Here is a 16,493-nt window from a genome sequence, read left to right on the forward strand (position 1 = left end):
TTGAAGAATTTAATCAACAAAAAATTAGTTATAAAAATGTAGCTTAACTAATACTCCTATTTTTGTTTGCATATCCACTTCTATATAATTCATTATTTGTTTATTACCATTGGCATAAGATTCTGCTCTAGAAATCCATTTATCAAAATTTTGTTTATCTTTTAAACCAAGGTAACCTTTTGCTATATATACTGTTATTTCTGCTTTAAAAGCAACACTTGGAGAAATTTTAATAAGTTGATTGTATAAATCTTCAGCCTTCTTAAGTTCATTTGTCTCTACATAAGCTAGAAGCAATTCTTTCATTGCCCAATAATCTGTGTTATTATTTTTCAAATAACTCTCAAGTAAATCAATACCCTTTTCTGGTGTACCTAAAGCATTATATGCAAAACCTAATTCAAAAGCCAAACCTTTAAAATTTTTATCTTTTAAATATAATTCTTCAAGTGGCTTTAATGCTGCTTTACTTAATTGTAATCCATTCAAAAAACTACCTTGTTTGAGTAAAAATAAATTAGGGTTATTAATTTTATAATGCTCAAAATTATCTGGTTCAGACTTCAAGTTCAATGTATTTAATTCTTTATCGTTAAGGACATATACGTCTGAAGTGTTATTAGCTAATCTATGAATAATTAAAGATTCATCAGATTTCGTTTTTAATTTCAAACTTGTCGGTTCCTGGATAACTAACCCATAATATCGAAGCGTATAACCTGCTGTTGGATCTATATATATAAAGCCTAAAATGTGATCATTATCTGAATCATTAGAATCAAACAAAACCCATTTATTAACAGCATCATAAAATTTTGTTTCAAATTTTAATTGTGCAGAAAGTAGATAAGTCTGTAATAGCAAACAAAATGTAAAAAATGTCTTCATTTAAAAAGTATTATCGTTATTTTAAATATAACAAAAAAAGTCCGAGAAAATCTCGGACTTTTTACATTATATCAAAACTTAATTAAGCTTCTTTATTATCTTGAGGTTTATCCTCTTTTTTCTCTGCTGGTTTAGCAGGTTTTTCTGTTCTCTCTGGTTTTGGCAATAAAGCTTTACGAGATAATTTCATTTTCTTTTTATCATCGTAACCTAAGAATTTAACATCAATTTTATCACCGATGTTTACAGAATCCTCAACTTTTTCAAGACGTCTGTGCTCTAATTCAGAAATATGAACTAAACCTTCAACACCTTTAGCAATTTCTACAAACGCTCCAAATGGTTTGATAGATTTTACAACTGAATGATATGTTTCACCAACTTCTGGAACGAAAGCAATTTGTTTGATTCTTTCTACAACGCGATCGATGTTTTCTTGAATCACACCATTGATTTCCACACGTCCTGTCGTATCTAACTCAGTAATTGCAATAACTGTTTCAGTTTCTTTTTGCATTTCTTGAATTACTTTTCCTCCAGGTCCGATTACTGCTCCAATGAATTCTTTAGGAATTTCGATTACAACAACTTTTGGTGCATTTGGTTTCAATTGTGGACGAGGCGCTGGTAAAGTTTCTAATAATTTACCTAAAATATGCTCACGACCTTCTTTTGCTTGTAACAAAGCTGTTTCCATGATTTCCATAGATAAACCTTGTACTTTAATATCCATTTGACAAGCTGTGATACCGTCTGCAGTTCCTGTTACTTTAAAGTCCATATCTCCTAAGTGATCTTCGTCTCCTAAGATATCAGACAATACTGTAAATTTCCCTGATTTAGTATCTGTGATTAATCCCATTGCAATACCTGAAACTGGTTTTTTCATTTGTAAACCTGAATCCATAATTGCTAATGTTCCTGCACAAACTGTTGCCATAGAAGAAGAACCATTCGATTCTAATACTTCAGAAACGATACGAACTGTATAAGGACAATCGTCTGGTAACATTTGCGCTAAAGCACGTTGTGCTAAGTTTCCGTGACCAACTTCACGACGAGAAGTTCCTCTTAATGGACGAGCTTCACCTGTTGAGAATGGTGGGAAATTATAGTGTAAAAAGAATTTTTCGTCGAAGTTTGTTACAACTCCATCAACCATATTAGCATCTTTAGAAGAACCTAAAGTTACTGTAGCTAATGCTTGAGTTTCTCCACGTGTAAAAATTGCAGAACCGTGAGTTGATGGTAAATAATCAACTTCTGTCCAAATTGGACGAATCGTTTTTGGATCACGACCATCTAAACGAATTCCTTCGTTTAAGATTAATTGACGTACAGCTTCTTTTTGTACATCGTGGAAGTAAATGTGAGCAAAAGGAGTTACACGAGCTAACTCTTCTTCATCTCCTTCGTATTGAGCTAAGAAATCTGCTTCAACTTGAGCAAATTTATCACCTCTTTCGTGTTTATCAGATGGATGTTTAGCGATATCATAAAATTTATCATATCCATAAGCCCACACTTTTTCGCGAATTTCTTCGTCGTGTGTTTCGTGGCTATATTCACGTTTTGGTAAAGATTTACCTACTTTCGCTGCTAAACTTTCTTGTGCTTCAATTTGTTTTTTAATTTCAGCATGAGCAAATTCAATTGCGTCTAACATTTCACGCTCAGAAATTTCACTCATCTCCCCTTCTACCATAACAACAGAATCTTTAGAAGCACCAACCATAATGTCGATATCAGCTTGATCTAATTGCTCTTTTGAAGGATTAATCATTAACTCACCATTCAAACGAATAACGCGAGCTTCTGAAATTAATGTGAAAGGAATATCTGTAATTGCAATGGCTGCTGATGCAGCTAAACCAGCTAAAGCTTCTGGCATTACATTTTTGTCGTAAGAAATAAGTGAGATCATGACCTGAACCTCAGCATGGAAGTCTTCTGGAAACATTGGACGTAAAACACGGTCTACAAGACGCATTGTTAATACTTCATCGTCTGATGGTTTTGCTTCTCTTCTGAAGAAATTCCCTGGGATGCGTCCTGCTGCGTAAAATTTTTCTCTATAATCTACTGTTAAAGGTAAAAAATCTACACCTGGATTTGCTTCTTTGTTTGCTACAACTGTAGCTAATAACATGGTGTCGCCCATGCGTACAACCACAGATCCGTCAGCTTGTTTTGCTAATTTCCCTGTTTCGATTGTAATTTCTCTTCCGTCTGAAAGAGTAATTTTTTCTGTGATCGCCTGTGGAATCATTCGTCTTCTTAGTATTTAATTCGTCTAAAGTTAAAGCCGTTTGCTTTAACCGCATTATATAAAGATATATATCTTATTTTAATTTATAACAAAAAAAAAGGCAATTTCTACGTAATTGCCCTTTTATATTGTGTTTAAAATTACTTACGTAATCCTAATTCAGCGATAATCGCACGGTATCTTGTGATATCTTTTTTCTTTAAGTAGTTTAATAACGCTTTACGCTTACCAACTAACATAACTAATGATCTTTCTGTATTAAAATCTTTGTGATTTTTTTTCAAGTGACCAGTTAAGTGGTTAATTCTGTAAGTGAATAATGCGATTTGCCCTTCTGCAGATCCTGTATCTGTTGCAGATTTACCATGCTTTGCGAATAATTCGCTTTTTACTTCTGATGTTAAGTACATGCCAATATTATTTAATAATTATTATGTAATGAGGTGCAAATGTACAACTATTATATGAAATAATAAACTTTGTACAAAAATAAAAGTGACCGATTGGTTAATTCGGTCACTTTTTAAAAATTTGGTTTAGTTTGATTTAGATAGATAATAGAAAGTGATATTTTAATTTTCTACTAAATCGGATAAGTTTGTTAGTTGTAAAAGACTTGCTTTCACGATTTTTGGTTGGTAGGTTAAAAGTCGGCTTGTTTCAATAATTAATCATAGGTTAGTTAATAATTATTAAAATAGGTTTAGGTAGGTAAGATTAATCTTCTATAATTCGTATTTTTTTATTTGTTATTATTTTAATCGGATAAACTACTTTTTCGTCCGCAGTTTGTATTGTCATACATATATTGTTAATAGCAATTATCACGCCTTGTACATCATCTTCGATGATAATTCTTTGTCCAATTTCAAAATTTCTATTGGTATAAAAGGACAATAATAATCTGTAAATAACGTCTTTTGATCCTAATCCAAACGCGATGGCTAATGTCAAGAACACCGATCCTAAGATTAAGGATAAATTATTCGTAATTAAATCTGTATTAACTCCAGCTTGATTTAATGAAGTAATAATTGTAAATATCAAAATGATATAAAAAATGATATTACTAATAATATTTGCTCCGTTTAAATCAATTGATTTAATCAAACTTCTCAAAAAAGTTTTGATATAGTTAGCTAAATAAAATCCTCCTGCAAATATCAATACTGCACTAAAAAATTGTGGAAGATAATCTACAATTCGTCCTATTTGGTTAGAAACAACTGTTAAACCAAAAATATCTGAGCCAATAATAATGATCAATAAGATGATAAACAATCTTACAAATTGTAATATAATTTTAGATGGATCGACTTCTATTGACGAATTTTTTAATGCTTCGTTATTATTTAATGCTTTTTTTAGATTATCTATTTTAGATAATTTCAATATGTACTTGGTCAATATCAGAATCAACTTTAGCAAGATATACGACAGGATAATGAATATGATACCTCCTACAACTTTAGGAAAAATAAGTACCATTTCTTGATATAAGCTTTCTAACAAGCTAAAATTTAAACCTATATTCATATAATCTATTTATAGTTAACCTTCTTTATCTTTTTTGTTCGGTTTGTTAATTGATTTTTTTCCGATTCCGAAAAAATTTCCAATTGTACTTGGATATTTTACTGAAACCAAATCGGCTACTTCCAACGATAATTTTATTAAAGCAACATCATCCATAACTTTTTGCTTTATTGTTTCTGGAAGCTTTTCATTGGCTAGCATAGTCTTAAAAGGGTTTTCCATTTTACAAAGCGTTATAAATTTTTAGTAAACGATTTTTTGCTCGATTCAATCTCATCTTAGTTGCACTTTCACCAATCTCTAAAGTTTCTGAAATTTCTTTGATTGAAAATTCATCTTGATATTTCATAAGTAATATAGATTTCTCTTCTACATCCAACTCCTTTAGGGACTGCGTTAGTTTTTCGATTTTTAATTCAAAAATTTCTTTGTCATCAATAATTTCGTCATTATAGTTATCAACCAAATCATCCGTCACCGAATAATTTTTTCTTTCTTCTTTTATCTTTCGTTGCACATGATTGACACAAAAATTATATGTAAAAGAATATAACCAAGTAGAGAATTTAGATTTTGATTGATATGTTTTCAGTTTTACAAACAACTTTACAAATATATCATGCGTCATATCCTGCGCCTCTGCTTGATCTTCTACAAAGCTCAAACATTTATTATATACCGTATGCGCATACCTATCATACAATATACCGAACAAATGTTGATTTTTTGTCTCGACAATCTTATACACCAAAATGTCATCTGCAATATTTTCTATAGAATCTTTTGACATTTCAACTGCTTACATTTATATGACACACCTATTCCTATTTGGTCACTTGTTTTTTTTGATTTTTTTATATTTATTTTAAAATAGCTTTAACTTAAACGAATATCTATCTAAAATACAATAATATATAAAAAAAACCGACAAATAAAAATTTATCGGTTTTTTTATAAAATAATAATTGTTACGAATTATTTCTCCAAAACATCTAAGACATCCTGAAAACCTCCTCCATTAAAAATTTCGTCTACACCTTGTGCTTGTAAATATTGTGCAGCTTGACCAGAACGGTTACCACTTCTACAAAAAACCACAATAGGTCTTGACATTTCTTTAAACTCCTCTACTCTCGTAGGAACTTCTCCTAATGGAATATTGATCGCATTTGGAACAAATCCATCTGTATCCAATTCAAAAGGCTCGCGAACATCTACTAATGTTACATTAGCATTGTTTATTGCTTCAACTGTTGTCATTTTAATAATTCTATTTCTATTTTTTATCCAATCAATAATTTTGCCAAGCATCTTACCAAATTCTAATACGGTCTTTTGGTGCTTTGTACAATTTATCTCCTGGTTTTGTTTTAAACGCATCGTGGAACGCATCAATATTAACGATTGGTCCAAAAGAACGGTAATATCCAGGCGAATGTGGATCTGTTTTCACTTGATTTACTAACGCTTCGTCAGTCGCTTTTGTTCTCCAAATAGTTGCCCAAGATAAGAAGAAACGTTGTTGCGGAGTATATCCATCTATATTTCCGTAAGTTCCTTTATCTTTCAAATACATTTGTAATGCATCAAAAGCAACAGAAGCTCCTCCTAAATCTCCAATATTTTCCCCAGATGTAAATGTACCATTAACGTGTGTTCCTGCTACTGGTTCATAACCATCATATTGCGTAGCCAAAGCTTTAGTAGCTTTTGCAAATTTCTCTTCGTCTTGTGGTGTCCACCAGTTTACTAAGTTACCATCACCGTCAAATTTAGCTCCCGAATCATCGAATCCGTGAGAAATTTCGTGACCGATAACTGCTCCAATTCCACCAAAGTTTACAGCTGCATCCGCTCTATAATCATAGAAAGGTGGTTGTAAAATTGCTGCTGGGAAAACAATTTCGTTATTAGTTGGATTAAAATATGCATTTACAGTTTGTGGCGACATTCCCCAACGAGTTTTGTCAACTGGTTTTCCAAAATCTTTCAAGTTTTCTGCTTGACGCCATTTGCTAATTGCCATTACATCTTCAATTAAGTTTCCTCCATCTGCCAAAGATTTTACTTGTAATCCAGAATAATCTTTCCATTTATCAGGGTAACCAATTTTTACAGTAAACTTGTTTAATTTTTCTAACGCTTTCGTTTTAGTTGCGTCAGACATCCAATCTAATTCTTTGATGTGTTTGTCAAAAGATTTGAATAAATAACTGATTAATTCTTCAGCTTTTGCTTTTGCCTCTGGTGGAAAATTATCTTTCACATAAATTTGTCCTAATAATTCTCCTGTTGCGCCATTTACAAACGCTAAACCTCTTTTTTCTAATGGACGTTGCTCTTTTTGACCAGATAAAGTTTTTCCGTAAAATTCGAAATTAATTTTATCTAAATCAGATGTTGAATAACTTGCATAAGAATTGATTAATTTAAAACGTAAATAATCCTTAATCAAAGGTAAATTCTCTTGATTTAAGATTTTATCTAAATTTTTATAATAATCTAATTCACCAATAATTACCGTTTCTGGATTAATTCCTAACGCTTTTACATAACGCTCAATATCAACATTTTTCGTTAAATTTTTAACTTCTGATAATTTTACAGGATTGTACGATTTATTTGGATCACGATCTTCTTCAACAGTTTTGATGTATTTCGCCATCATTTTTTCGAAAGCCACAATTTTTGGACCTTTCAAATCACGTGTTTTAGAACCTGTATAAGGCATCAATTGATCGATAAACTTGTTCAAATTAGCTAAAGTTTCAGTGTTTTTAGCATCTTCTTTTTGGTAATATGTTTTACCTAAAGTCAAGTCAATATCTCCTAAATAAACAGCATTTTGTTTACTATTTTTAAGGTCAGTATAAACATAAGCACCATAAAAAGGATTCTCTCCGATAGCAGCTACATCGATTAAATAATCTTGTAAACCTTTCATATCTTTGATTGCATCAATCTGCTTAAAATATTTTTGTAATGGTGCTAAAGCCGTTTTGTTACGCGCATCAACATTCATATACGCATCATACAAATCCGCAATTTTTTGCTCACTTGTTCCTTTAGCGTGTTTCGTTTTAATAAGATCTTTCACTAATTGCAAAGTGACCTTATCCGTATTTTCTCTTAACTCATCAAAACTTCCCCATCTTGCTCTATCAGAAGGAATTTCTGTAATTTTCATCCAATTTCCGTTCACATAATTATATAAATCATCTTGTGGACGAACCGACTTATCCATATAATTTGGATTAAAAGCCTGATATGATTCTTGTGCCATTGCTAACATAGAAGTACATGCAAATGCAGCAACAAATAGTTGTTTTTTCATATTTCTACTAAGTATTTTTGATATGATATGTCGAAATTAATACGACGTTTGTTACAAATTTACTAAATAAAGTATTAATTATTCATTCAATTTTCAACACTTTTGAGGGGAAAAATTAACATTTTTAAAACTTTCAAAACAAAATTCTTTATCATTTAAGATATTTTATATTGTAAAAAGCTTATTAAACAGAAAAATTTTCTATATATATCATTCCATATTTATATATTTAACAAAAAACAATCGATTTCTTTATTAATATCTAAATATTATTTTGTTATATCCATATTCAATAGAAAATCTTTAAATTTGGAGTCAAACAAAAGTAACTTTTTAAAATGGAAACTGATACGATTTTGATCACCGGTGCATTGGGACAAATTGGTTCTGAATTGGCCGAGAAATTAAAAACCATTCATGGAAAAAATAATGTAATTATTTCTGATATACGTGATCCTAAAGATGTTGATTACGATGGTATTTACGAAGTAATTGACGTAATGGATGTTGATCGAATAAAAGAAGTCATTGCAAAACACAATATTAAAACTGTTTATCATTTAGCTGCTCTACTTTCTGGTACAGCTGAAAAAAATCCAATGTTTGGTTGGAAATTAAACATGGACACTTTGCTTACTTTCCTAGAATTAGCGAAAGATAAAGTAATCGATAAAATCTTTTGGCCTTCTTCTATTGGCGTTTTTGGACCAGATACACCAAAAGACAATACACCTCAAAATACAATTCAAACTCCTTCTACGGTTTATGGTATTTCTAAATTATCGGGAGAATATTGGTGCAAATGGTACCAACAAAATCATAATGTAGACGTTCGTTCTGTTCGTTTTCCTGGTCTTATTTCTTGGAAAACTCCTGCTGGAGGTGGAACTACAGATTATGCTGTTGATATTTATTACAAAGCAATCGAGGATGGAAAATATACTTCTTTCTTGAAAGAGGGAACTTATTTGCCTATGTTGTATATGGATGATGCGATTAATGCAATTGTTGAATTAATGTCTGCTGATCCAAAACAATTAGGTGAATTCAAATCTTATAATTTAGGAGGTTTAAGTTTTGCTCCAGAAGATTTAGCAGCAGAAATCAAAAAACATATTCCAAATTTTACAATTGATTATGCACCAGATTTCCGTCAAGCCATTGCTAATTCTTGGCCTTCTTCTATCGATGATTCTGTTGCAAAAGCAGATTGGGGATTCGAACCAAAATTCGATATCGATAAAATGACGACTACAATGTTAGACAATTTGAAAATAAAATTAGGTAAAGCTTAATTTTTTCTTACAATACAATATTTTAGGAATGCTCTTTGATAATTTTTTGGTTAAAAACCACAAAATATGTCAGGAGCATTTTCTAATTTAAAAAATATCGTCCATCTACTAAAATCTGTCGATTTAGAGCAATTAAATAAAATTTCTCAAAAAGTAGATTTACCTCTTTTAATGGAAAACTTTTCGAAACTTGATGATAAACAACTTCAAGGAATGATGAAAATGTTAAATCCAAATAAAAAACACAAAGAACTTCCTCCAATTGATGGCGATTTTTACGATGTTTTTCACACTTTAACTCCAGAACAACGCGAATTACAGCTAAAAGTGAGAGCTTTTATGGAAAAAGAAGTTAAACCAATCGTGAATGATTATTGGCTTCGTGATCAATTTCCTTTCGAATTAATTCCAAAATTTAAAGAACTTAACATTTGCGGCGTCACTTACGACGGTTATGGTTGTCCAAATTTACCTTTTATTATGGAAGGCGTTTTAGCTATGGAAATGGCTCGTGTTGATGCTTCGATCGCCACTTTTTTTGGTGTTCAATCAGGTCTATCAATGGGATCAATTTATATGTGCGGATCGGAAGAACAAAAAGCAAAATGGTTACCGCAAATGCAAAAATTTGATAAAATTGGCGCTTTTGGATTAACTGAACCCGAAGTTGGTTCTGGTGCGGCAGGAGGTTTGACCACAACATGTAAAAAAACAGAAGAAGGTTGGATTTTAAATGGTCAAAAGAAATGGATTGGAAATGCAACTTTTGCAGATTTAGTGATTATTTGGGCAAGAGATTTGGATGATGGAGAAGTAAAAGGTTTTATTGTAGAGAAAGATAATCCTGGTTTTTCTGTAGAAAAAATCAAAGGAAAAATGGCTTTACGAATTGTTCAGAATGGCTTGATTACTCTGAAAGATTGTTTAATTACAGAAGAAAATCGTTTACAAAATGCTAATTCATTTAAAGATACAGCAAAAGTATTGCGAATGACAAGAGCTGGAGTTGCTTGGATGGCAACTGGCTGCGCGCGCGGAGCATATGAAAGCGCTTTAGATTACACTCGAAATCGAAAACAATTTGGGAAACCAATTGCTTCTTTTCAAATGATACAAGGACATTTAGTAGAAATGTTATCTAATTTAACAGCAATGCAAACTTTAGTTTTTCGCTTATCTGAAATGCAAGACGAGGGAATTTTACTAGACGAACACGCATCTTTAGCAAAAGTTTTTTGTACAATGAGAACACGAGATGTCGTTTCACGAGCACGAGAAGTAATGGGCGGAAATGGAATATTATTAGAGCATGACGTCGCTCGCTTTGTTGCTGACTCTGAAGCAATTTATAGCTACGAAGGCACAAAAGAAATTAATTCACTTATTGTAGGTCGATCTATTACAGGATTTAGTGCGTTTGTTTAAAATTAAAAAAGCTGAGTTATGTTAACTCAGCTTTTTTGTTGTTTTATATTTTCACAAAACCTATATCTTAGGTTCTTGTTGACTCAAACAATGGAAAGATCCTAATCCCCAAATAATATCTGTAGAATCTATTCCTATAACTTTACGATCTGGGAAACATTTCTGAATAATATCCAAAGCAATCGCATCTTTCGCACAGCGGTATGTTGGCACAATAACTGATTTATTCGCTATGTAGAAATTTGCATAAGAAGCTGGTAAGCGTTCTCCTTCACAATAAACAGCATCCGGCATAGGTAATTCGATGATATTTAGTCGACGTCCGTCTTCTAAATACATTTCTTGTAATTGTCGAAGGTTTACTTGTAACAACTCGTAGTTATCATCAGTTTCATCAGTTTCAACAACTGTTAACACCGTATCTTCATTTACAAAACGAATGGTATCATCAATGTGTCCGTCTGTATCATCACCGACTATTCCATCCTCAACCCAAAGAATTTGAGAAACACCATAGTAATTTCTTAAAAATTCTTCGATTTGTTGTTGAGAATATTCCGGATTACGGTTTTCATTCAACAAACAAGATTTTGATGTCATCAACGTATCTTTTCCATTGAATTCGACTGAACCTCCTTCCATAATAATTCCCGGATAAAAAACCGGAAGATTGAATTCTTTTCCAATTTTTGTAGGAATAATGTCATCTTTTTCAAAAGGAGGATATTTTCCTCCCCAAGCATTAAATCCCCAATCTACAATTACTTTAGGATTTTCTTTATTTTCTGAATTTAATAAAAAAGTAGGGCCATGGTCGCGGCACCATGCATCGTTTGTTTCATGAAAATAAAATTCAACTTTTGTCAAATCTGCATCCGTTTTTTCAATAAAAGACAAAGCAAACGCTTTCATTTCTTCATCTTTTACATTAATACGAACTTTTTCACCTTTCGTTAATTCAGCAATAAATTCAGCATAAGCCGGATAAATCAACTGAATACGATCTGGCCAAGATTCTTCTTTATGTGGCCAAGACAACCAAGTTGCCTCATGCTCTTCCCATTCAGCAGGAAATCTATATCCTAACTCTTTTGGAAATTTGGATGTATCTATCGTGTTCAATTCTTATTATTTTCTAAAAGTTTAAACGTATTTTCAATATGCCCGGACGCTTTCCAGTTATCATGTCCCGGAATAACTTGTTTTATAGTAGGGTATTTTGAAACCAACTTCTTCATAGTTTCTGGCCATTCAGTTATATTTGCTTCTCCGGTATACCCTAAATTTATAGCATCCGCACCTTTGATTAAACAACCTCCATTCAAAACTTTATACTTTGGAAACCAAACTACAACATTATCTTCCGTATGCCCTTGACCAAAGTATTCGACCACAAATTTTTCTTTTCCGAATGTGTACGTTTTTCCCAGTTCAATTTCGAATTTTGAAGTCGCTTTTCCTTCTTTTCTCAATATAGTATTCGTTAAAGCAGAAGCATAAGTCGGGATATTCAAATCATTATAAAAACTCAAATCGCCTGCTCTATCTTCATGAGAATGTGTCACAAAAACTGCAATAACTGGTAAATTATATTTTTTTTCTAAAAGATCATTCAATGTTTGGTACTGTGATTTTTGCCAAGGTACATCAAACAAAACAATACCTTTTTTCGTTACCAAATACATTGCATTTACATTATACTCAACACCATTAAACGAATTGAATGTTTGATAAACAAATAAATTGTTATTAATCGGATCAATCTGAATTGGTTTTATTTGACCAAATGCAAAACTTCCTATCAATGCTATAAGTGAAAATAATTTCTTCATTAATCCTCCGTCTATAAAACGTTTTGTAATTGGTTGATAAGAATCGATGCGGCGATCTCTTAAGAAAGGCCAGTGTTTACGGAAGAAATCAGATTCGTTCAAATCCAATTCAACCACTTCTGTTTCCTCTTTATCATGCGTTGCTAAGTACAACAATTTTCCCTGCGCATTTGTCGCAAAAGAGCCTCCCCAGAACTTCATTGCTCCATCTTGCTCAAAACCAACACGATTTACAGAAATAACCGGAACTCCATTCGCAACCGCATGTGAACGCTGAATTGTTTGCCAAGCATTGTATTGATCTTGATTTGTTTCTTCGTCTTGCGTCGTATCCCAACCAATCGCAGTAGGATAAAATAAAATTTCTGCTCCCATCAATGCTGTTATACGAGAAGCTTCTGGATACCACTGATCCCAACAAATTAACACTCCAAATTTTCCAAATTTAGTATCAAAAACTTTGTAACCTAAATCACCTGGAGTAAAATAGAATTTTTCATAAAACGCAGGATCATCTGGGATATGCATTTTGCGATATTTTCCTAAATATTGTCCATCAGCATCTAAAATAGCGGTTGTATTGTGATATAAACCTTGCGCACGTTTTTCGAATAATGAAGCGATAATTACCACTCCTAATTCTTTTGCTACAGCTGATAACGCATCTGTTGATGGTCCAGGAATTGATTCTGCTAAATCGAAATTGTCGTAATCTTCTACATCACAGAAATATAATGAGGTAAACAATTCTTGCAAACACACAATTTGAGCGCCTTTTGCAGCTGCTACTTTTATTTGTTCGATTGCTTTGTTTAAATTTTCTTGTTTGTTATTAGTACAAGTCATTTGTACCATTCCAACTTTAACTTTTGCCATTCTATAAATAGTTTAAAAATAAAAATGAATAATAAGTACAAAAATAGCGAATTTAGTTGGATTTAATCTATTAGAATTTATATTTAACAATATTTTATGTTTCAAATGAGATGAAATTTAAAATTCTATCAATCTATCTAACAATGCTATTTTGAGAATAGATTTAAGAAAATTTTAAAAAAAGTTTACCTAAATATTATAATTTTTAACAAGTCTTTATTAAATTGTAACTTCTAATTTTGTCGCGTAATAATTTAAAACATGAAAAAATTAATTGCCCTTTCTTGTCTTTTTAGCGGAATATTTATTTCAGCTCAAAGTCAAGAAAGTTACATTTTAGCAGAAAATTCTGCCTCTTCATCCACTTCTATCTCTACAAAAAAAGTAACTTATGACGATCATTTAATGGCAGCAGAATCATTCAACATTCCAATCGTGAAGAGTTTTGATGATATTGAAGGTTTAGTTGCTACAAAAAAATTAGTTGCTATTCCTGAGGAAGGAAATGGGTACACAATTGAAAAATTAACGCACAGTAAAGCTTTCTTAAATAACAGAGCTAAAACTGTTTTAGAACGAATTGCTTCAAAATTTTTGGACGAAAATAATGCTACAATTACTGTAACTTCACTTACTCGTTCAGAGGAAAGTCAAGCAAGTTTGAGACGAGTAAATAGCAATGCTGCAAAAGGTGAAAGTTCTCATAACTATGGAGCTTCTTTTGATTTGTCTTATACAAAATTCAATAATAAATATTCGTATAGCAAAACTCATCGTGATAATTTAGAAGCAATTTTAAAACAATTGCAAGAAGACGGTAAAATTTACTATATCAAAGAATATAGACAACACTGTTTTCATGTAACGGTTCGTAATCCCGATCAATTTAAATCAACAACAATGTAATATATAAAAGTTCTTTTCTATTTTTGCAGAAGAGAATTGAATCATGAAACAATTATTTAGGGGGATACAGAATGTAAAGAAATAGATATAATATAAAAACGCCCAAAAAACGCCCTATTTATCATAGTTTGGCGTTTTTTTTATGCGGTTTTTTGAAATAACGGAATGTTAATTAACTACCATTATCTTACATTTAATTACCGCTTAAATCTCCTTTAAATACCAAATAAAGAATCTTTACTACTGTATCTAAGCAAATATAGCTTAAAACTACTATTAAAGCGATATAACAAGAAAATTAGCCATTAAAATAACACCAGTAATACCATGATCTATGAAAAATAACTCCAACACCTTAAAAATAGCTGGATGTACAGTTGGATAGACAGTTGGATGTACAAAATAAAGTGTTTTAAATATTGAATAAGAGTACATAATAACAATATTATGTGTTAAAAGTAATAAATATTAAAAACTCGGAACGCTTAAAAACACAAGTTTATAAAATGTTTTATCTGTTAAATAATTTAAAATCAATCTTATACAAACGATTAAGAGAGTGTTAGAAGTATTGTTTCTTACACACAACTACTCTAATCGAATAACACCTACAACTAATGATATGGCATAAATTTTATCTAATGGCATATCAAATGGATCGTAGCTTGGGTTATCACTCACAATTTTGATACAATTATCAGCATCACTTTGTTTTATTCTCTTTATTAATGCGCCTTGTTCGGTGTCAAGTACATAAACCTTGTTCCATTGGAAAAACAAATCTTTGATAGATAATTTTTTACAAGCTACCAGATCGCCACTATTATATTTAGGATACATGCTACTACCTTTAACACGTATCATGAAATCTACATTTAGTTCCGTAAACTCAGGTACTATATATTTTTCTGTATCATATTGCATAACTTGTAGAGAGCCTTCTCCGAAACCTGCCATTGCGTCTATTGTTATTAATGGTATACCAAAATGACTGATAGCATATTCTTCATCAGCATTTTTTATAACACTTGGTTTATTAGGAAAACTGAATTTTTCACTCATTTTTCCTTTACCTTGTATTAACCAATCTAAACTAATCCAATCAAAAACATTTACAGTTTTCTGTATTGGTTTTATACCAACATTAGATCTTCCTTTTAATATTTCGTTCATTAATGATGTGCTAATTTCGATTTTTTTAGCAAAATCCGATGCGTTTGATACTTTTCCTATTTCTAATAGGTAATTGTAAACCTCTATAAATCTTATAGTTATATCTTTCATAATGATTTTTATACAGAAAACTGTAATTTTTATTTTTAAAATACAGAATACTGTATATATTTGTAACAACGTTAAGACAAAAATATATATAAATATGGGAAATGTTACAACATTGGAACAATTAAAGTCCAAAATAAGAATTGGAGATTATGATTTGGTTGCTGAAATGATTAATGCAAAATCTCGTGATGCTGTAAAACAGAAGCTAAGACGAGGAAATGAACAAGCATTAGAAGCTTTGAGAACATTGATTGAGAAAAGAGAAGAAATAATCCAAGATTTTAAAAAATAGAATTATGAAAACAAAAACAATTTATCATTTAAACCACGATTGTGATAAGATCGTAAAAATAGAAATAAGACAAAAAACTAAGAAAAAGAAAAAACGCCCTGTTGTAGTAAACATAGAGCGTTTGGTAGAGAATTTACAATTAGATCCTCCTCCATATAGTGCAAGAGCAAGTTATATAGAAAAAGCATTTAATAAAGCAAATAAGTGCCAAGAACTAAAGGGATGGATTAAACAATCTCAAAATGAAAATCTACATTGTGCTCAGGAAGTGTGTTTATCAAGTTTGCATAACCTTGCAGAATTGTTCCAAAATAAAGAAATAGCTCCGCTTCAACTTCCCGAAATGTTATTGTGTAGCGAAGCATACCAAAATTTTGTGAATCTGTTAGGACGTCTATCTCCTCTCGATGCGGAAAAACAGATTTACAGCATGTTCCTTGCGAGAATTCCGCTAATGGAACAAGAAGTTTATCGAACTGAACAGAAAGCTTCTCCAGCTTCTGCTTCTGGATGGCGTAAGAACTTCCAGTTTGATTAAGCGTAAAATCTACAAAGT

Annotated in this window: 16 protein-coding genes and 1 pseudogene; 5 read left to right on the forward strand and 12 right to left on the reverse strand. The window is 31.5% G+C overall.

The window, feature by feature from the left end:
• Window positions 1-24: 24 nt before the first annotated feature.
• The 8 genes from HXZ74_RS10905 to HXZ74_RS10940 form a co-directional block, all read right to left on the reverse strand.
• Window positions 25-888: a tetratricopeptide repeat protein gene (locus HXZ74_RS10905; protein ID WP_286475388.1), complete on the reverse strand. Its 864-nt coding sequence runs from the start codon at window positions 886-888 to the stop codon at window positions 25-27.
• An 82-nt stretch (window positions 889-970) separates the two neighbouring features.
• Entirely contained in the window at window positions 971-3,157 is a 2,187-nt protein-coding gene (locus tag HXZ74_RS10910) for a polyribonucleotide nucleotidyltransferase (protein WP_280050083.1), read from the reverse strand.
• 140 nt (window positions 3,158-3,297) lie between these two features.
• Window positions 3,298-3,567, reverse strand: coding sequence for a 30S ribosomal protein S15 (gene rpsO, locus HXZ74_RS10915; protein ID WP_038333654.1), 270 nt, complete (start codon window positions 3,565-3,567; stop codon window positions 3,298-3,300).
• A 307-nt stretch (window positions 3,568-3,874) separates the two neighbouring features.
• Window positions 3,875-4,693, reverse strand: a complete 819-nt coding sequence (locus HXZ74_RS10920) for a mechanosensitive ion channel family protein (protein WP_114999934.1) — start codon at window positions 4,691-4,693, stop codon at window positions 3,875-3,877.
• A gap of 15 nt (window positions 4,694-4,708) precedes the next feature.
• Window positions 4,709-4,915 carry a hypothetical protein gene (locus HXZ74_RS10925; protein ID WP_114999932.1) on the reverse strand — a complete coding sequence of 69 codons (207 nt, stop codon included), beginning with the start codon at window positions 4,913-4,915 and terminating at the stop codon, window positions 4,709-4,711.
• Window position 4,916: 1 nt separating this feature from the next.
• Window positions 4,917-5,483 carry an RNA polymerase sigma factor gene (locus HXZ74_RS10930; protein ID WP_038333651.1) on the reverse strand — a complete coding sequence of 189 codons (567 nt, stop codon included), beginning with the start codon at window positions 5,481-5,483 and terminating at the stop codon, window positions 4,917-4,919.
• Between the two features lie 185 nt (window positions 5,484-5,668).
• Entirely contained in the window at window positions 5,669-5,953 is a 285-nt protein-coding gene (locus HXZ74_RS10935; protein WP_115002022.1) for a rhodanese-like domain-containing protein, read from the reverse strand.
• Window positions 5,954-6,005: 52 nt separating this feature from the next.
• A complete protein-coding gene (locus HXZ74_RS10940; protein ID WP_114999931.1) occupies window positions 6,006-8,027 on the reverse strand; it encodes a M13 family metallopeptidase in 2,022 nt (673 codons plus the stop codon).
• Between the two features lie 338 nt (window positions 8,028-8,365).
• Between HXZ74_RS10940 and HXZ74_RS10945 the strand changes: the two genes are divergently transcribed.
• Both HXZ74_RS10945 and HXZ74_RS10950 read left to right on the forward strand, forming a co-directional pair.
• Entirely contained in the window at window positions 8,366-9,322 is a 957-nt protein-coding gene (locus HXZ74_RS10945; protein ID WP_114999929.1) for an NAD-dependent epimerase/dehydratase family protein, read from the forward strand.
• Between the two features lie 66 nt (window positions 9,323-9,388).
• On the forward strand, window positions 9,389-10,747 hold the full coding sequence (locus HXZ74_RS10950; RefSeq protein ID WP_114999927.1) for an acyl-CoA dehydrogenase family protein: 1,359 nt from the start codon (window positions 9,389-9,391) through the stop codon (window positions 10,745-10,747).
• Between the two features lie 60 nt (window positions 10,748-10,807).
• On the opposite strand, the gene HXZ74_RS10955 is transcribed toward HXZ74_RS10950, so the two are convergent.
• From HXZ74_RS10955 to HXZ74_RS10965, 3 genes and pseudogenes are all read right to left on the reverse strand, one after another.
• On the reverse strand, window positions 10,808-11,869 hold the full coding sequence (locus tag HXZ74_RS10955; RefSeq protein ID WP_286475391.1) for an agmatine deiminase family protein: 1,062 nt from the start codon (window positions 11,867-11,869) through the stop codon (window positions 10,808-10,810).
• The gene (gene blaEBR, locus HXZ74_RS10960) at window positions 11,866-12,579 is read right to left on the reverse strand and encodes an EBR family subclass B1 metallo-beta-lactamase (RefSeq protein WP_286475564.1); all 714 of its coding nucleotides are present in this window, start codon (window positions 12,577-12,579) and stop codon (window positions 11,866-11,868) included. Before blaEBR ends, HXZ74_RS10955 begins: the two co-directional genes overlap by 4 nt.
• Window positions 12,580-12,588: 9 nt before the next feature.
• A pseudogene (locus HXZ74_RS10965) lies at window positions 12,589-13,455 on the reverse strand (carbon-nitrogen hydrolase); the annotation flags it as partial.
• Window positions 13,456-13,716: 261 nt separating this feature from the next.
• Between HXZ74_RS10965 and HXZ74_RS10970 the strand changes: the two are divergent.
• The gene (locus HXZ74_RS10970; RefSeq protein WP_286475393.1) at window positions 13,717-14,361 is read left to right on the forward strand and encodes a DUF5715 family protein; all 645 of its coding nucleotides are present in this window, start codon (window positions 13,717-13,719) and stop codon (window positions 14,359-14,361) included.
• A gap of 588 nt (window positions 14,362-14,949) precedes the next feature.
• Here HXZ74_RS10970 and HXZ74_RS10975 read toward each other — a convergent pair.
• Window positions 14,950-15,645: a S24 family peptidase gene (locus HXZ74_RS10975; RefSeq protein WP_286475394.1), complete on the reverse strand. Its 696-nt coding sequence runs from the start codon at window positions 15,643-15,645 to the stop codon at window positions 14,950-14,952.
• Between the two features lie 94 nt (window positions 15,646-15,739).
• Here HXZ74_RS10975 and HXZ74_RS10980 point away from each other — a divergent pair, with 94 nt between their 5' ends.
• Together HXZ74_RS10980 and HXZ74_RS10985 are read left to right on the forward strand one after the other, a co-directional pair.
• Complete coding sequence (locus HXZ74_RS10980; RefSeq protein WP_286475395.1) at window positions 15,740-15,937, forward strand: hypothetical protein; 198 nt, start codon at window positions 15,740-15,742, stop codon at window positions 15,935-15,937.
• A 4-nt stretch (window positions 15,938-15,941) separates the two neighbouring features.
• The gene (locus tag HXZ74_RS10985; RefSeq protein WP_286475396.1) at window positions 15,942-16,475 is read left to right on the forward strand and encodes a hypothetical protein; all 534 of its coding nucleotides are present in this window, start codon (window positions 15,942-15,944) and stop codon (window positions 16,473-16,475) included.
• The last annotated feature ends 18 nt before the right edge of the window (window positions 16,476-16,493 follow it).

This window comes from Empedobacter sp. R750 (assembly GCF_030324345.1).
Lineage (GTDB): Bacteria > Bacteroidota > Bacteroidia > Flavobacteriales > Weeksellaceae > Empedobacter > Empedobacter falsenii_C.

What these genes read in the sequence shown, in the direction of transcription:
- HXZ74_RS10930 (WP_038333651.1), bottom strand. Translation starts at nt 5,483, where the DNA reads ATGTCAAAAGATTCTATAGAAAATATTGCAGATGACATTTTGGTGTAT.
- HXZ74_RS10975 (WP_286475394.1), bottom strand. Translation starts at nt 15,645, where the DNA reads ATGAAAGATATAACTATAAGATTTATAGAGGTTTACAATTACCTATTA.
- HXZ74_RS10910 (WP_280050083.1), bottom strand. Translation starts at nt 3,157, where the DNA reads ATGATTCCACAGGCGATCACAGAAAAAATTACTCTTTCAGACGGAAGA.
- HXZ74_RS10925 (WP_114999932.1), bottom strand. Translation starts at nt 4,915, where the DNA reads ATGGAAAACCCTTTTAAGACTATGCTAGCCAATGAAAAGCTTCCAGAA.
- HXZ74_RS10980 (WP_286475395.1), top strand. Translation starts at nt 15,740, where the DNA reads ATGGGAAATGTTACAACATTGGAACAATTAAAGTCCAAAATAAGAATT.
- rpsO (WP_038333654.1), bottom strand. Translation starts at nt 3,567, where the DNA reads ATGTACTTAACATCAGAAGTAAAAAGCGAATTATTCGCAAAGCATGGT.
- HXZ74_RS10950 (WP_114999927.1), top strand. Translation starts at nt 9,389, where the DNA reads ATGTCAGGAGCATTTTCTAATTTAAAAAATATCGTCCATCTACTAAAA.
- blaEBR (WP_286475564.1), bottom strand. Translation starts at nt 12,579, where the DNA reads ATGAAGAAATTATTTTCACTTATAGCATTGATAGGAAGTTTTGCATTT.
- HXZ74_RS10920 (WP_114999934.1), bottom strand. Translation starts at nt 4,693, where the DNA reads ATGAATATAGGTTTAAATTTTAGCTTGTTAGAAAGCTTATATCAAGAA.
- HXZ74_RS10945 (WP_114999929.1), top strand. Translation starts at nt 8,366, where the DNA reads ATGGAAACTGATACGATTTTGATCACCGGTGCATTGGGACAAATTGGT.
- HXZ74_RS10985 (WP_286475396.1), top strand. Translation starts at nt 15,942, where the DNA reads ATGAAAACAAAAACAATTTATCATTTAAACCACGATTGTGATAAGATC.
- HXZ74_RS10970 (WP_286475393.1), top strand. Translation starts at nt 13,717, where the DNA reads ATGAAAAAATTAATTGCCCTTTCTTGTCTTTTTAGCGGAATATTTATT.
- HXZ74_RS10905 (WP_286475388.1), bottom strand. Translation starts at nt 888, where the DNA reads ATGAAGACATTTTTTACATTTTGTTTGCTATTACAGACTTATCTACTT.
- HXZ74_RS10935 (WP_115002022.1), bottom strand. Translation starts at nt 5,953, where the DNA reads ATGACAACAGTTGAAGCAATAAACAATGCTAATGTAACATTAGTAGAT.
- HXZ74_RS10940 (WP_114999931.1), bottom strand. Translation starts at nt 8,027, where the DNA reads ATGAAAAAACAACTATTTGTTGCTGCATTTGCATGTACTTCTATGTTA.